This is a genomic window from Streptomyces daghestanicus, from assembly GCF_020521275.1.
GTDB classification, from domain to species: Bacteria; Actinomycetota; Actinomycetes; order Streptomycetales; family Streptomycetaceae; genus Streptomyces; species Streptomyces griseoviridis.
Genome location: NZ_BNDX01000008.1, coordinates 1,606,978 through 1,620,142 on the forward strand (window position 1 = coordinate 1,606,978; position 13,165 = coordinate 1,620,142).

Sequence of the window (13,165 nt, forward strand, 5' to 3'; positions counted from 1 at the left end):
GGCCCCTCAGTCCCATTCCAGGCCGCCGCGCCGCCATACGTACGCGTACGCGACGAAGACGGTGAGCACGAAGAGCAGCATCTCCACGAGCCCGAAGATCCCCAGGGCGTCGAAGGTGACGGCCCAGGGGTAGAGGAAGACGATCTCGATGTCGAAGACGATGAAGAGCATCGCCGTCAGGTAGTACTTGATGGGGAAGCGCCCGCCGCCGGCCGGCGTGGGGGTCGGCTCGATCCCGCACTCGTAGGCCTCGAGCTTGGCCCGGTTGTACCGCTTCGGACCGATCAGCGTGGCCATGACCACGGAGAAGATCGCAAAGCCTGCCCCGAGGGCTCCCAGTACGAGGATGGGCGCATACGCGTTCACCGCTCCTCGCTCCTCTCAGTCGGCGCTGACTGCTGGCGGTTTGCTTGGGTCACGACCGCCCCAGGAGTCCCACGAGCCCCGCTTGTCCCGGCGAAGATCGAGAACATGTGAAGCAGGTCACAAGCCCAACTGCTCCGCATCTTATGCCCGCCGCTCTGTGATCTGCGACACGGGGTATTGCACAAGCTTTGTGATCTCCACCACCTGACGAAGGATCATGAAGTCGGATGAGCGGTGATCTTCACACAGGAAGCTTCCGACTGATCACGAGAGGTGACATTTTCCCTCGTCGCCGCTACTCAGCGGCGTCGTCTCAGTATCAAGAAGGTGCGCTTGCATGCAAATTGGCGCTGGACATGATCTCTTGATAGTGCGATCCGTTCACACCTGGCGGGCCGGCGGGAGGGGCGATGTGAACGCGTGAGCGCGTTCACGAGCGGACGCCGTCGCCCGGGTAACCGTTCCGTGACCTCTGCCACATCCATGAGAGCCGTCTGAGAAGCGGGCTTGGCCAACTGCCTCAACCGGTGGTAAGCGGGGAGCAATTCGGGCGTAACGATCAAAGCGCGTGATCACAGGCTTGTTACAGCCGTCCGCAATGTCCGTTAAGACGTCAAGGAACGGCGACGCGCCCGGGATTCACGACACCGATCGAACAACTGTGGCGCAGGACACGTTTCTTGAAGGTGTGGAGGAGCTCCTGATACCGGTTGTACTCATGTCCCACACCGCTCACATACGCAGCCACCGGAAGCCCCGCCGCAGCGCGTCGACCGTCGCGATGCGGGCCGGAGTTGCCGGAGGTGTGCTCAGCACCCTGGCAGTGGCCGGAGCGTCGGGCTCGGCGAACGCGGCCGAGCCGGTGACGCAGACCCTGGAGCTGCCCACCCTGACGGCCGACCTGGCCGCTCAGGTCGCGCAGTCCGCGGACGCCACGCAGCAGGCCGCCGCGAACTACGAGCTGCAGGCCGAGCGTGACGCTGCCGCCGCCAAGGCCGCCAAGGAAGCCAAGGCGGACCTGAAGGAAGCCAAGAAGAAGGCCGCCGAGGCCAAGAAGAAGGCCGAGGAGGAGGCCCGCAAGGCCGCCGCGGAGCGCGCCTCGCGCGACGCCGAGCGCGCCACCCTGACCGCGTCCACGGACTCGGGCTCCGGCTCGGGCTCCACCGGCGCCTCCACGTCCACGGGCGCCAGCACCAGCACCAGCACCAGCGCGTCCACGGCGACCGGTTCCGCCGCCGCGGTCGTCTCCTTCGTCCAGGCCCAGGTCGGCAAGGCGTACGTCTCCGGCGCCACCGGTCCGTCCGCCTACGACTGCTCCGGTCTCGTCCAGGCCGCGTTCAAGCAGGTCGGCGTGAGCCTGCCGCGCGTCTCCCAGGACCAGTCCGTGGCCGGCACCCAGGTCTCGCTGGACAGCCTCCAGCCGGGCGACATCCTGTACTGGGGCGGCGCGGGCAGCGCCTACCACGTGGGCGTCTACGTCGGCGGCGGCATGTTCGTCGGCGCGCAGAACTCCTCCACCGGCGTCGTCGAGAAGCCGCTCTCCTACGACCCGCCGAGCGGCGCCGTCCGCGTGCTGTAGTCCCGGGCGTTCGCGCCACCCACCCCGAACCCCCGCGCAGAGGGCCGTTGTCCACAGGGACAGCGGCCCTCTGCCGACGGGTGACGAGTTGTCCACAGGGCCGAGCGGTCCTGCGGGCTCCCCTGCCATGCTCGTCGACGAGCCGGCCCCTCACCGGACCGGCCGGCCGTGCTCATGGACCGAAGGGGAGACCAGCATGCCGAGCGTCCTCGTACCGGGGCGGCCCGTCGCCGCCTGCCCGCCGTTCGCGCCCGAGGCCCGGCGCGGCTCCGTGCGGCGGGTGACCGAGGCGGGCGAAGAGGTGCTGCGCAAGCCGTGCCGGGACGTCACCGGGTTCGGACCCGACCTCGCCGCGCTCATCGACGGCATGGTCCGCACCATGTACGTCACCGAGGGCGCCGGACCGGCGGCGCATCAGGTCGGCGTCGGCCCGCGCCTGTTCGTCATGACTGCCCGGACGACGACGGAGGCCGACATGTCAGGCATATCGTCAATCCGGTGCTGGAGCCGCTCGGTCCGGGCGAGCGGCGGCTGCCGGAGGGCAGCGAGGGATGCCTGTCGGTGCCGGGTGCCGTGAGGGAGGTGCCGCGGCCGGACCGGGCGGTGGTGCGGGGGTTCGACCGGGACGGCGTCCCGCTGCGCGTCGAGGGCACGGGGCACTTCGCCCGGTGCCTCGCCCACGAGAGCGACCACCTCGGCGGGCGGGTGTACCCGGACCGGCTCCGCGCGCGGGAGCGGAAGGCGGCGCTGCGGCAGTCGGCGGACCGGCGTGCGGAGGTGTGCGCGCGCCGGTCCGCCAGAGCCACCGGGTTCGACGCCTGGGCGCCCGCCCGGTCACGCCTTGGGCGCCACCTTGGTGAGGCCGTTGATGATGCGGTCCATCGCGTCTCCGCCGGTCGGGTCCGTCAGGTTGGCGAGCATCTTCAGCGTGAACCTCATCAGCACGGGGTGGGTCAGGCCGCGCTGTGCCGCGATCTGCATGACCTTCGGGTTGCCGATGAGCTTCACGAAGGCGCGGCCGAGGTTGTAGTAGCCGCCGTAGGTGTCCTTCAGGACGCGCGGGTAGCGCTGGAGCGCGATCTCGCGCTGGGCCGGCGTCGCCCGCGCGTGGGCCTGGACGATGACGTCGGCGGCGATCTGGCCGGACTCCATGGCGTAGGCGATGCCTTCGCCGTTGAAGGGGTTCACCAGGCCGCCGGCGTCGCCGACCAGGAGCAGGCCGCGCGTGTAGTGGGGCTGGCGGTTGAAGGCCATCGGGAGGGCGGCGCCGCGGATGGGGCCGGTCATGTTGTCCGGGGTGTAGCCCCAGTCCTCGGGCATGGAGGCGCACCAGGCCTTGAGGACCTCGCGCCAGTCCAGGTCCTTGAAGGAGGAGGAGGTGTTGAGGACGCCGAGACCGACGTTGGAGGTGCCGTCGCCCATGCCGAAGATCCAGCCGTAGCCGGGAAGGAGGCGGTCCTGGGGGCCGCGGCGGTCCCACAGTTCCAGCCAGGACTCCAGATAGTCGTCGTCGTGCCGGGGGGAGGTGAAGTAGGTGCGGACCGCGACGCCCATCGGGCGGTCCTCGCGGCGGTGCAGACCCATGGCCAGGGAGAGCCGGGTGGAGTTGCCGTCGGCGGCGACGACCAGCGGGGCGTGGAAGGTGACGTCCCGCTTCTCCTCGCCGAGCTTGGCGTGGACGCCGGTGATGCGGCCGGTGCGGTCGTCGACGACGGGGGCGCCGACGTTGCAGCGCTCGTAGAGGCGGGCGCCGGCCTTCTGCGCCTGCCGGGCGAGCTGCTCGTCGAAGTCGTCGCGCTTGCGGACCAGGCCGTAGTCGGGGAAGGAGGCGAGGTCCGGCCAGTCGAGCTGGAGGCGGGTGCCGCCGGCGATGATGCGCAGCCCCTTGTTGCGCAGCCAGCCGGCCTCCTCGGAGATGTCGATGCCCATCGCCACGAGCTGCTTGGTCGCGCGGGGGGTGAGTCCGTCGCCGCAGACCTTCTCACGGGGGAACGCGGTCTTCTCCAGCAGGAGGACGTCGAGTCCGGCCTTGGCCAGGTAGTACGCGGTGGTGGAGCCGGCTGGCCCCGCGCCCACGACGATCACATCGGCGGTGTTGTCGGAGAGGGGCTCGGTCACGGCGGGATCTCCCACGGGTTCGGAATTCTGCGTGCCGACGGGCACCGGACATGGGCAGTCTATTCAGCGTCACCGATCACCCGGCTGAAGGGCTGCCCCGTGAAACGAGCTCTCCCCGCTGTACGGTTGCGCGTTCCCACCGACGAGGACGCCGTCGCCTGGCACCGGGTCTTCGCCGACCCCGACGTCATGGAGTTCCACGGCGGGCGGGCCGCGGAGCTGTCCGTCTACGAGGAGCTGACCGCCCGCCAGCGGCGGCACGACGCCGAGCGCGGTTTCTGCCTGTGGACCATGCTGGACGAGGCCGGCGAGGTGATCGGGTTCACCGGTGCCCAGCCCTGGCCGCGTGACTGGGGGCCCGCGGGGGAGATCGAGGTGGGCTGGCGGCTCGCCCGGCCCTACTGGGGCAAGGGGTACGTCACGGCGGCGGCCCGGGAGACGGTGCGGCGGGTGCGGGCGGCGGGCGTGCCGGGCGTGGTCGCGATGGTCGACGCTGGGAACGAACGGTCCATCGCGGTGACGCGGCGGCTGGGGATGCGGCTGGCGGAGGTGTTCACGACGCCCCGTTCGGAGCGGCAGGGGCACTGCTACCGACTCGACTGGTGACACACGGTAGCCAAAAGGGGGTCGTCGGCTGCTTTTCGCTACGGAACGCTTCCGGCGGGCGGGCGGCGGAGGTTACGCTGCCCGTACCGCTGGGGGTGAGGTTCCGTGCGTGACACACCGGAGACACCCGAGGTGCGCGTGCCGCGCCTGGTCGGCCTGATGGCCGTCGACGCGCGCCGCGCCGCCGAGACGCACGGCGTGCTGCTGGCCGCCCCCGACCGTCCCGACCTGCGCCGCGTGGTCGTGGAGTACGTCGTACGGCAGTTTCCGCCGCCCGGTGCCGAGGTGCCGCGCGGGGCGGCGGTCACCGTGTGGTTCGACTTCGCGGACGGGGAGGGGGGCGGGGGCACCGGAGTGCGGGAACCCCGCGGACCGGTCCCGCCGGGCGGCGGCCGGCGCCGGGAGCTGGACGAGCCGGGCGTCCCGTACGCCCCGCTCCTCGGCACGCGCTGAGCAGCGGGACGTGGCGGGGCCCCGGTCCGGGGGGCCTCAGCTGTCCTTGAAGCCGCGGTGGAGGGCGACGATGCCGCCGGTCAGGTTGCGCCAGGCCACCTTCGACCAGCCGGCCTCGCGCAGGCGCCCGGCGAGGGCGGGCTGGTCGGGCCAGTCGCGGATGGACTCGGCGAGGTAGACGTACGCGTCGGGGTTGGAGGAGACCGCGCGGGCGACCGGCGGCAGGGCGCGCATCAGGTACTCGGTGTAGACGGTCCGGAACGGCGCCCAGGTCGGGTGCGAGAACTCGCAGATGACGACCCGGCCGCCGGGCTTCGTCACCCGGTACAGCTCGCGCAGCGCCGCGTCCGTGTCCTGGACGTTGCGCAGCCCGAAGGAGATGGTGACCGCGTCGAAGACGTCGTCGGCGAAGGGCAGCCGGGTCGCGTCGCCCGCGGTGAACGGCAGCCAGGAGTGCCGTGCCTTGCCGACCTGGAGCATGCCGAGCGAGAAGTCGCAGGGGACGACGTAGGCGCCGGTGCGGGCGAAGGGCAGCGAGGAGGTGGCCGTCCCCGCGGCGAGGTCGAGGACCTTCTGCGCGGGGCGGGCGTCGACGGCGCGGGCGACCTCCTTGCGCCACACCCGGTCCTGGCCGAGCGAGAGCACGTCGTTGGTGAGGTCGTACCGGGCCGCCACGTGGTCGAACATCGAGGCGACTTCGTGCGGCTGCTTGTTCAGGGAGGCGCGGGTCACGGGCTCATTCTTGCAGGGCGGCCTCAGGGCAGGAGCCTCGGCCTCTTGCGCGCCGCGACGTCTTCGACCCAGCCGCACAGCAGCACGAACACCGCGATCAGCACCCATCCCACGCCGAACATGAACCACTGGCTGTTCAGCGGCAGGTACGTCTCGAACGCGGGCACGTTCCAGAACTGGTCGATCAGCGGCACGGCCAGGATCAGCGCCAGTTCGTGCCAGAGGTAGAGGGTGACGGCGCGCGCGTTGAAGACGGTGACCAGCCGGTCCAGCCTCGGGAAGCGGGCCAGCCCGGCGAAGTCCACGCCCAGCCGGGCCTTGGAGTACATCAGCAGCGTCACGAACCCGGCCGACCAGAACGCCTGGGCGAGCGGGATGTCGTCCAGGTCGTAGGTGCCGTACTCGGCCTGGTGGGCGAGGGCGTACCAGCCGCCGTAGGCGAGCGCGGCGAGGGACAGGAGCACGACCGCGGCCGGTTTCAGCCGGGCCAGTACCCCGTCGCGGTGCGCGAAGCCGAGGACCCAGCAGAAGAGGTAGGTCGCGAGGTCAAGCAGGCCGGTGCCGAAGCGGTCGTCGGGCGGCTGCCAGGCGAACTGGAACACCACGATCGGGATGAGGGACGCCAGCAGCACGGGGACCGGCGCCAGCCGGAAGACACGCAGCAGGAGCGGGGAGACGAGGACGAACCACAGATAGGTGCGCAGGTACCAGAGGATCTCCCAGGCCTGTTCGCCCCAGGCGTTGCCCGGCGGGTCGCCGAGCGGCACGATCCAGTAGACGATCTGCCAGCCCGGCATCCAGCCGTGGACCAGCATCGCGACGACGACGAAGACGCCCCAGAACCAGAACGGCGGCAGGAGCCGGCGCACGCGGCTCCTGACCACCTTGGGCGCGGGGCGTTCCAGGGACTTGGCCATCAGGGTGCCGGCCAGGCCGAACATGATCCCCATGGAGGGGAGGACCAGGCCGGCCCAGGCCCAGCCGAAGGTGTGGTACGTCACGACGCGGACGAGGGCGACCGCGCGCAGGGTGTCGAAGTAGCGGTCCCGGCCACCGGGCCGGCCCGCCGGCGACGGCTCCGGCGGCGAGCCCGGTTCCGCCGCGCCCGGTCCCGTCCCCCTGTCCGGTTCCGGCCGCACCGGCGGCAGCGGTGCCGTCGACTCGGCCGGCGGCTCCACCTGCCCGTGGTCGCGGTGGCCGCCGTACTCCCCGTGCTGCCCGTACTCCCCGTACTGCCCGTACTGCCCGTACTCCCCGTGCTGCCCGTACTCCCCGTGCTGCCGCGGGTACGGCTGCGGCTGGACGTAGGGCTGGACAGGCCCGTACCGCTGGGGCGGCGCATACGGCTGCCCCTGCTCGCCGTACCCGTACCCGTACCCGTGCCCGCCGTACCCGTACCCGCCCTGCCCCTGCCCCTGCCCCTGCCCCTGCCCCTGCCCCTGCCCAGGGGACCCGTACTGCTCCCAGCTCATCCGCCCGCTCCCGCCGGGGTGCCGACCTCGCCCGTGCGCTTGAGCTTCTGCCAGCGCAGGCGGCCGCCGGTGAGGGCGGTGATGCAGGAGTGGATCAGGACCAGGTACATCATCTGCCGGTAGGCGAGCTGCTGGAGCGGCATCATCAGCAGGTACCGGTACTTCTCCCGGTCCAGCCGGAAGGCGTACGCGGCGCAGAACAGCTGGACGCCGAGGACCGCCAGCCACGCCAGCAGCGCGGCCTCGAAGTCGACGAAGATCATCGAGTAGGCGGTGAACACGTCGATGAGCGGCGCGAAGACCGGCGTGACGATCTGGAAGATCACCACCAGCGGCATCCCGACCCGGCCGAAGCGGCCCGAGGGACCCCTGTCGGTGAGGGACTTGCGGTGCTTCCAGAGGGCCTGCATCGTGCCGTAGGACCAGCGGTAGCGCTGCGACCAGAGCTGCTTGAGGGAGCCGGGCGCCTCGGTCCAGGCACGGGCGTGCTCCTGGTAGACGACCCGCCAGCCCGCGCGGTGCATGGCGATGGTGATGTCGGTGTCCTCGGCGAGGGTGTCCTCGCTCATGCCGCCGACCTCCAGGACCGCCTCGCGGCGGAACGCGCCGATCGCGCCGGGGATGGTCGGCATGCAGCGCAGCAGGTCGTACATGCGCCGGTCGAGGTTGAAGCCCATCACGTACTCGATGTGCTGCCAGGCGCCGATGACGGTGTCGCGGTTGCCGACCTTGGCGTTGCCCGCGACCGCGCCGACCTTCGGGTCGGCGAACGGCTGGACGAGCTGCCGCACGGTGTCCGCCTCGAAGACGGTGTCGCCGTCCATCATCACGACGATGTCGTGACTGGCGCTGCGCACGCCGTTGTTGAGGGCGGCGGGTTTGCCCGCGTTCTCCTGGCGGATGACGCGGACGTTGGTCATGCCGAGGGAGCGGGCCGCCTCGCGGGCGATCTCCGAGGTGCCGTCGGTCGAACCGTCGTCGACGACGACGACCTCGATGGGATGGGTGCTCCGCGCCAGCGACGCGAGGGTGTTGGCGATGCACTCCTTCTCGTTGTACGCGGGGACGATCACGGTCACCGGGCGGGTGACGGCCGGTCCCCAGCCGAACCGGCGCCGGTTGCGCTGCCGGTAGTGCCGGCGGGCGAGGAGCAGCATCATCCCGAACCGGCCCAGGACGGCGACGCCGACCACCATCAGCCCGGCCGAGAGGGCGGGGACGGTCCACTCGGCGACGCGGACGGCCGCGATGAGGGCCTTGCCCTCGTAGAGGGTCGTGCCGGTGGCCTGGTGGTGGGCGGCCTGGAGCCGGTCCCCCTCGTCGGCGGTGGCACCCTGCCCGGCCCCGCCCCTGGGCGCCGCGGCCGGGGCGGTGGCGCCCTGCTCCGCCATGACGCCGCTGATGGTGGTGAAGGTGTAGCCCTTCGCCTTCATCTTCTCGATGTACTGCGGCAGCGCCTTGATCGTCTGGGAGCGCTCGCCGCCGGCGTCGTGGAAGAGGACGGAGGCGCCCTCGCCGTCCTCCGGCGTGGCCCACTTGATGATCTTCGAGACGCCCGGCTTCTTCCAGTCGTCGCTGTCGGTGTCGATGAAGACGCTGGTGTAGCCGTCCTCGCCGAGCTTCTCGTAGACCGGCCAGCTGTAGTTGTCGATGGCGTCCGTCTCGGAGGAGTACGGCGCGCGGAACAGCGTCGTCGTGATCCCGGCCGCGCCCGCCAGCGCGAGCTGCGTCTGCTCGATCTCGCGGGTGACCCGGGCGTCGCTCTGGTAGGACAGGTCGACGTGCGTGAAGGTGTGGATGCCCACCTCGTTGCCCTGGTCGACCAGGTCGTCGACGATGCCCGGGTAGCGCGAGACCATCGACCCGACCAGGAAGAACGTGCCCGGTACGTCGTACTTCTGAAGGATCTTCAGGACCTGCGGCGTCCACGTGGGGTTCGGTCCGTCGTCGAAGGTCAGCGCGATCGTCTTGTCCGGCACGGAGACCGTGGTGGCCTGGCCGCCGCGGAAGGACAGGATCGGGCCACCGTTCAGGACGTCGTCCGGTACGTCGCTGGAGCTGGCGCCGGTGCGTACGCGCTGGTCGCCGCCGACCTCGGCGCGCAGATAGCCGTCCAGCAGCATCACGCAGGTCAGCGCCAGCAGGAGCAGCAGCGCGAGGATGACCCGCGGCTTCTGCAGCGCGGCGGCCCGGCCGGCGGCGCGTTCCATCCGGCCGGGGGCGCGGCGGCGGCCGCGGGAGGGAGGTGTGGTGGTCATGGCGGTGGCTGCGCTTCCGGTCAGTCGGCGGTCGCGGAAGCGGCCGGAGCGGAGGCGGAGCCGGTAGCGGCTCCGGTGGGCGGAACGCCGGCGGGGGCGCCGGAGGGCGCACCACTCGGGACGCCGCTCGGGACGCCGCTCGGGACGGTGCCGCCCTGCGGCCGCATGCCCCCGGCCGGGGCGGCACCGCCTCCGCCACCGCCGAAGGGCAGCAGCGAGGCCGGGTTGATCGAGGTGCCGATGCCCATGAAGGCGAGGCCCAGCACGATCGCGTACCCGGAACAGACGACCCCCACGAGAAGGCCGAGCCGGCGCAGCAGCTTGGCCCGGCGTCCGGAGTTGTCAACGAACACGGGGCCGTCCGTCGCTGCGGCGGACCCGTTACCGCGTTTGCGGCGGCGACCGCGCACGGCGGCGCGGCTTTCGATGGCAGGCTCGGAATGCATTCCTCGGATGTTAGGAGCACTTCATGTGACCGAAACTCTGCCTTTCTTGTGAGCGACCCATGAGAAACTGGCGAAGCTGTCATTCTGCTGAGAATGCGCAGGAAAACGCGGGTCCGTACCCAGGGGGGACACAGTCGGATGTGGCACCTTTCCGGTTCGGAGACGGGTTTTGTTTCCATCCTGGGACATGAATTGTGAGAGCGGGAGCCACGCCATGAGGGGTCTACGAAAGTCCGCCGCCGGGCTGATCTGCCTGTTCGCCCTGGCAACGGCGGGCTGTTCGGTCGGGTCGTCGGACGGGTCCGGCGACAGCGGTACGGCGGACTCGGCGCCCTCGGCGGACCCGTCCACCGGCACGCCCTCGGCGTCCGCCACCGGGTACGCGCCCTACGTCAGCGCCACCACGGCGTCCGATCTGGACTTCGCGGGCTCCCCGGCGACGTACAACCTGGCGTTCGTGATCTCCTCGGGCAGCGGCTGCACCCCCGAGTGGAACGGCAGCAGCGCCGTCGACGACGCGGCGGTCGCCTCCCGGATCTCGGACCTCACCGCGGCCGGTGCCACCGTCCGCGTCTCCTTCGGCGGCGCCTCCGGCAAGGAGCTGGCGGCGACCTGCGACAGCGCCGAGGACCTGGCTCAGGCGTACGGCGAGGCGCTGGACGCGGCCGGCGGCGCGACCCTCGCCGACTTCGACATCGAGGGCGACGAGCTGACCGACTCCGCCTCCGTGGCGCTGCGGTCGGAGGCGATCGCGCTGCTCCAGGAGGAACGCTCGGGCCTGAAGGTCTCGTTCACCCTGCCGGTGATGCCCTCGGGCCTGGACGACGACGGCGTGGCCCTGCTCCAGTCCGCCAACGACCACGCCGTGCGGGTCTCCACGGTGAACCTCATGACCATGAACTACGGCGAGTCCTACAGCGGCGACATGGGCGACTACGCCCTCACCTCCGCCGAGGCCGCGCACACCCAGCTGAAGGAGGTCTTCGGCCTCTCCGACGCGAACGCCTGGCGGGGCATGGCGCTCACCTCGATGATCGGCGTCAACGACGTGGACGGGGAGACCTTCACCCTGGACGACGCCGCCGAGGTGCGGGCGTTCGCCGAGGAGAAGGAGATCGCCTGGGTGTCCATGTGGTCCACCTTCCGCGACCAGCCCTGCGACGACGACGCGGACTCGGACGACGCGGCGACCGACTGCAGCGGCGTCGACCAGGAGGCGGGCGCGTTCGGCGAGGCCCTCGCGGGCTGAATCCCGCCCGCGTCCACGGTGCTCAGCGGCGCCGGTGCACCAGCCGCCCCGCGCACACCGTGGCGAGACACGCGCCGTCGGCGCCGAGGACCGCGAGGTCGGCCCGCGCGCCGGCGGCCAGGACGGCCGGGCGCGGCGCGGGCAGGACCAGCAGGCCGTTGCGCTCGGCGGCAAAGCGCAGTCCCTCGTCGACGTACCGCTCGACGACCGCCACCGCGCCGGACTTGAGGACCTCGTGGACGCGTTCGCGCGGGCTCGGCGCGTCGGGCAGCGGCCCGTCGTGCACCCGTCCGGGGCCGAGCACGCCGGGCCAGCGGCGCACCCGGGCACCCGGGAAGCGCCCTTCGATCTCGGCGAGCGGGCCCACGGCGGCGATCCGGCCGCCCTCGACGGCGACCGCGCCGTCCGGCAGCGGCTCGGCGTCCCAGGCGGCGCGGACCTCGTCGGCGGCGTGGAGGGTCAGCACGTCGGCCGGCCGGGTCAGCTGGTCGCGATCAGCTTCAGCTCGGGGTGGGCCGTCCCGCCCTCGATCGCGGTGGACGAGATGTGGGAGACGACCCGCTCGTCGACCGGGTCGTTCGCCGGGTCGTCGTGGACGACGAGGTGCTCGTAGGTCGTGGCGCGCTGCGCGGGGACCCGCCCGGCCTTGCGGATCAGGTCGATCAGCTCCAGCCGGTTGGAGCGGTGCTTGGCGCCGGCCGACGACACCACGTTCTCCTCCAGCATGACCGAGCCGAGGTCGTCGGCGCCGTAGTGCAGGGAGAGCTGGCCGACCTCCTTGCCGGTGGTCAGCCAGGAGCCCTGGATGTGGGCGACGTTGTCGAGGAAGATCCGGGCGATCGCGATCATCCGCAGGTACTCGAAGAGGGTGGCCTGCGTGCGGCCCTTCAGGTGGTTGTTCTCGGGCTGGTAGGTGTACGGGATGAAGGCGCGGAAGCCGCCCGTGCGGTCCTGCACGTCGCGGATCATCCGCAGGTGCTCGATGCGCTCGGCGTTGGTCTCGCCGGTGCCCATCAGCATGGTGGTGGTGGACTCCACGCCGAGGTTGTGGGCGATCTCCATGATCTCCAGCCAGCGCTCGCCGGACTCCTTCAGCGGCGCGATGGCCTTGCGCGGCCGCTCCGGCAGCAGTTCCGCGCCGGCGCCGGCGAAGGAGTCGAGTCCGGCCGCGTGGATGCGCCGGATCGCCTCCTCGGCGCTCACCCCGGAGATCCGCGCCATGTGCTCGACCTCGCTCGCCCCCAGGCTGTGGATGACGAGCTGCGGGAACTCCTTCTTGATGGCGGAGAAGTGCTTCTCGTAGTACTCGACGCCGTAGTCCGGGTGGTGTCCGCCCTGGAACATGATCTGCGTGCCGCCCAGCTCGACCGTCTCCGCGCAGCGGCGCAGGATGTCGTCCAGCTCGCGGGACCAGCCCTTCCTGGTGTCCTTCGGGGCCGCGTAGAAGGCGCAGAACTTGCACGCCGTCACACACACGTTGGTGTAGTTGATGTTCCGCTCGATGATGTACGTCGCGATGTGCTCGGTCCCGGCGTACCTCCGCCGGCGGATCGCGTCGGCGGCGGCGCCCAGCGCGTGCAGGGGGGCGTCCCGGTACAGGGCGAGGGCCTCTTCGGGGGTGATCCGACCACCGGCGGCGGCGCGGTCGAGGATGGGCTGGAGGTCGGCCTTCTCGGTCACCGGGCGTCCCTTTCGTCAAGGGTTGTGGACGGACCGGTCCAGCGTACGCCAGCCCCCCGGCACCGCAGACGTCAGGCCGACCGGCGCCGTCCCGCCTCACGCGCGCTCCGAATCGGACGTCCGCCGCCCCCTTTCCGGTTCCGGCCGGTGGCGGGTGATGCAGGCCGCCGCGATGGTCGAGGCCGCCGTGATCAACGCGGCGATGA

The 13,165-nt window shown here is 71.3% G+C and carries 12 protein-coding genes and 1 pseudogene; 5 read left to right on the forward strand and 8 right to left on the reverse strand.

What is annotated here, in order from left to right; genetic code table 11:
• Positions 1-6: 6 nt before the first annotated feature.
• Positions 7-366 (reverse strand): NADH-quinone oxidoreductase subunit A, encoded by a 360-nt coding sequence (locus Sdagh_RS16750; RefSeq protein WP_003992243.1) that lies wholly within the window; start codon positions 364-366, stop codon positions 7-9.
• A gap of 718 nt (positions 367-1,084) precedes the next feature.
• Between Sdagh_RS16750 and Sdagh_RS16755 the strand changes: the two genes are divergently transcribed.
• On the forward strand, positions 1,085-1,945 hold the full coding sequence (locus Sdagh_RS16755) for a C40 family peptidase (protein ID WP_189423128.1): 861 nt from the start codon (positions 1,085-1,087) through the stop codon (positions 1,943-1,945).
• A 196-nt stretch (positions 1,946-2,141) separates the two neighbouring features.
• Positions 2,142-2,623 (forward strand): annotated as a pseudogene (locus Sdagh_RS16760) (peptide deformylase); the annotation flags it as partial.
• A gap of 156 nt (positions 2,624-2,779) precedes the next feature.
• On the opposite strand, the gene Sdagh_RS16765 reads toward Sdagh_RS16760, so the two are convergent.
• Positions 2,780-4,063 (reverse strand): geranylgeranyl reductase family protein, encoded by a 1,284-nt coding sequence (locus Sdagh_RS16765; RefSeq protein WP_189423127.1) that lies wholly within the window; start codon positions 4,061-4,063, stop codon positions 2,780-2,782.
• Between the two features lie 99 nt (positions 4,064-4,162).
• Here Sdagh_RS16765 and Sdagh_RS16770 point away from each other — a divergent pair, with 99 nt between their 5' ends.
• The gene (locus tag Sdagh_RS16770) at positions 4,163-4,669 is read left to right on the forward strand and encodes a GNAT family N-acetyltransferase (RefSeq protein ID WP_189423189.1); all 507 of its coding nucleotides are present in this window, start codon (positions 4,163-4,165) and stop codon (positions 4,667-4,669) included.
• Between the two features lie 105 nt (positions 4,670-4,774).
• Positions 4,775-5,122 carry a PASTA domain-containing protein gene (locus Sdagh_RS16775; protein WP_226535218.1) on the forward strand — a complete coding sequence of 116 codons (348 nt, stop codon included), beginning with the start codon at positions 4,775-4,777 and terminating at the stop codon, positions 5,120-5,122.
• A gap of 36 nt (positions 5,123-5,158) precedes the next feature.
• Here Sdagh_RS16775 and Sdagh_RS16780 read toward each other — a convergent pair whose 3' ends face one another.
• Genes Sdagh_RS16780 through Sdagh_RS16795 form a run of 4 tightly spaced genes read right to left on the reverse strand, consistent with a single transcriptional unit; the run spans position 5,159 to position 9,937 of the window.
• Positions 5,159-5,854, reverse strand: a complete 696-nt coding sequence (locus tag Sdagh_RS16780; RefSeq protein ID WP_189423126.1) for a demethylmenaquinone methyltransferase — start codon at positions 5,852-5,854, stop codon at positions 5,159-5,161.
• Positions 5,855-5,877: 23 nt separating this feature from the next.
• Entirely contained in the window at positions 5,878-7,326 is a 1,449-nt protein-coding gene (locus Sdagh_RS16785) for an acyltransferase family protein (protein WP_226535220.1), read from the reverse strand.
• Complete coding sequence (locus Sdagh_RS16790) at positions 7,323-9,584, reverse strand: bifunctional polysaccharide deacetylase/glycosyltransferase family 2 protein (protein ID WP_189423124.1); 2,262 nt, start codon at positions 9,582-9,584, stop codon at positions 7,323-7,325. The genes Sdagh_RS16785 and Sdagh_RS16790 overlap by 4 nt, the downstream gene beginning before the upstream one ends.
• A 20-nt stretch (positions 9,585-9,604) precedes the next feature.
• Entirely contained in the window at positions 9,605-9,937 is a 333-nt protein-coding gene (locus tag Sdagh_RS16795) for a hypothetical protein (RefSeq protein WP_306887075.1), read from the reverse strand.
• 307 nt (positions 9,938-10,244) lie between these two features.
• On the opposite strand from Sdagh_RS16795, the gene Sdagh_RS16800 reads away from it, so the two are divergent.
• Complete coding sequence (locus Sdagh_RS16800; protein ID WP_190077927.1) at positions 10,245-11,279, forward strand: chitinase; 1,035 nt, start codon at positions 10,245-10,247, stop codon at positions 11,277-11,279.
• Positions 11,280-11,301: 22 nt separating this feature from the next.
• Here the strand turns inward: Sdagh_RS16800 and Sdagh_RS16805 are convergent, their stop codons facing one another.
• Both Sdagh_RS16805 and mqnC read right to left on the reverse strand, forming a co-directional pair.
• Positions 11,302-11,745 (reverse strand): imidazolonepropionase-like domain-containing protein, encoded by a 444-nt coding sequence (locus Sdagh_RS16805; RefSeq protein WP_189423121.1) that lies wholly within the window; start codon positions 11,743-11,745, stop codon positions 11,302-11,304.
• Positions 11,746-11,759: 14 nt separating this feature from the next.
• A complete protein-coding gene (mqnC, locus tag Sdagh_RS16810; RefSeq protein WP_189423120.1) occupies positions 11,760-12,959 on the reverse strand; it encodes a cyclic dehypoxanthinyl futalosine synthase in 1,200 nt (399 codons plus the stop codon).
• Positions 12,960-13,165: the final 206 nt, after the last annotated feature.

What these genes read in the sequence shown, in the direction of transcription:
- Sdagh_RS16755 (WP_189423128.1), top strand. Translation starts at nt 1,085, where the DNA reads ATGTCCCACACCGCTCACATACGCAGCCACCGGAAGCCCCGCCGCAGC.
- Sdagh_RS16785 (WP_226535220.1), bottom strand. Translation starts at nt 7,326, where the DNA reads ATGAGCTGGGAGCAGTACGGGTCCCCTGGGCAGGGGCAGGGGCAGGGG.
- Sdagh_RS16790 (WP_189423124.1), bottom strand. Translation starts at nt 9,584, where the DNA reads ATGACCACCACACCTCCCTCCCGCGGCCGCCGCCGCGCCCCCGGCCGG.
- Sdagh_RS16800 (WP_190077927.1), top strand. Translation starts at nt 10,245, where the DNA reads ATGAGGGGTCTACGAAAGTCCGCCGCCGGGCTGATCTGCCTGTTCGCC.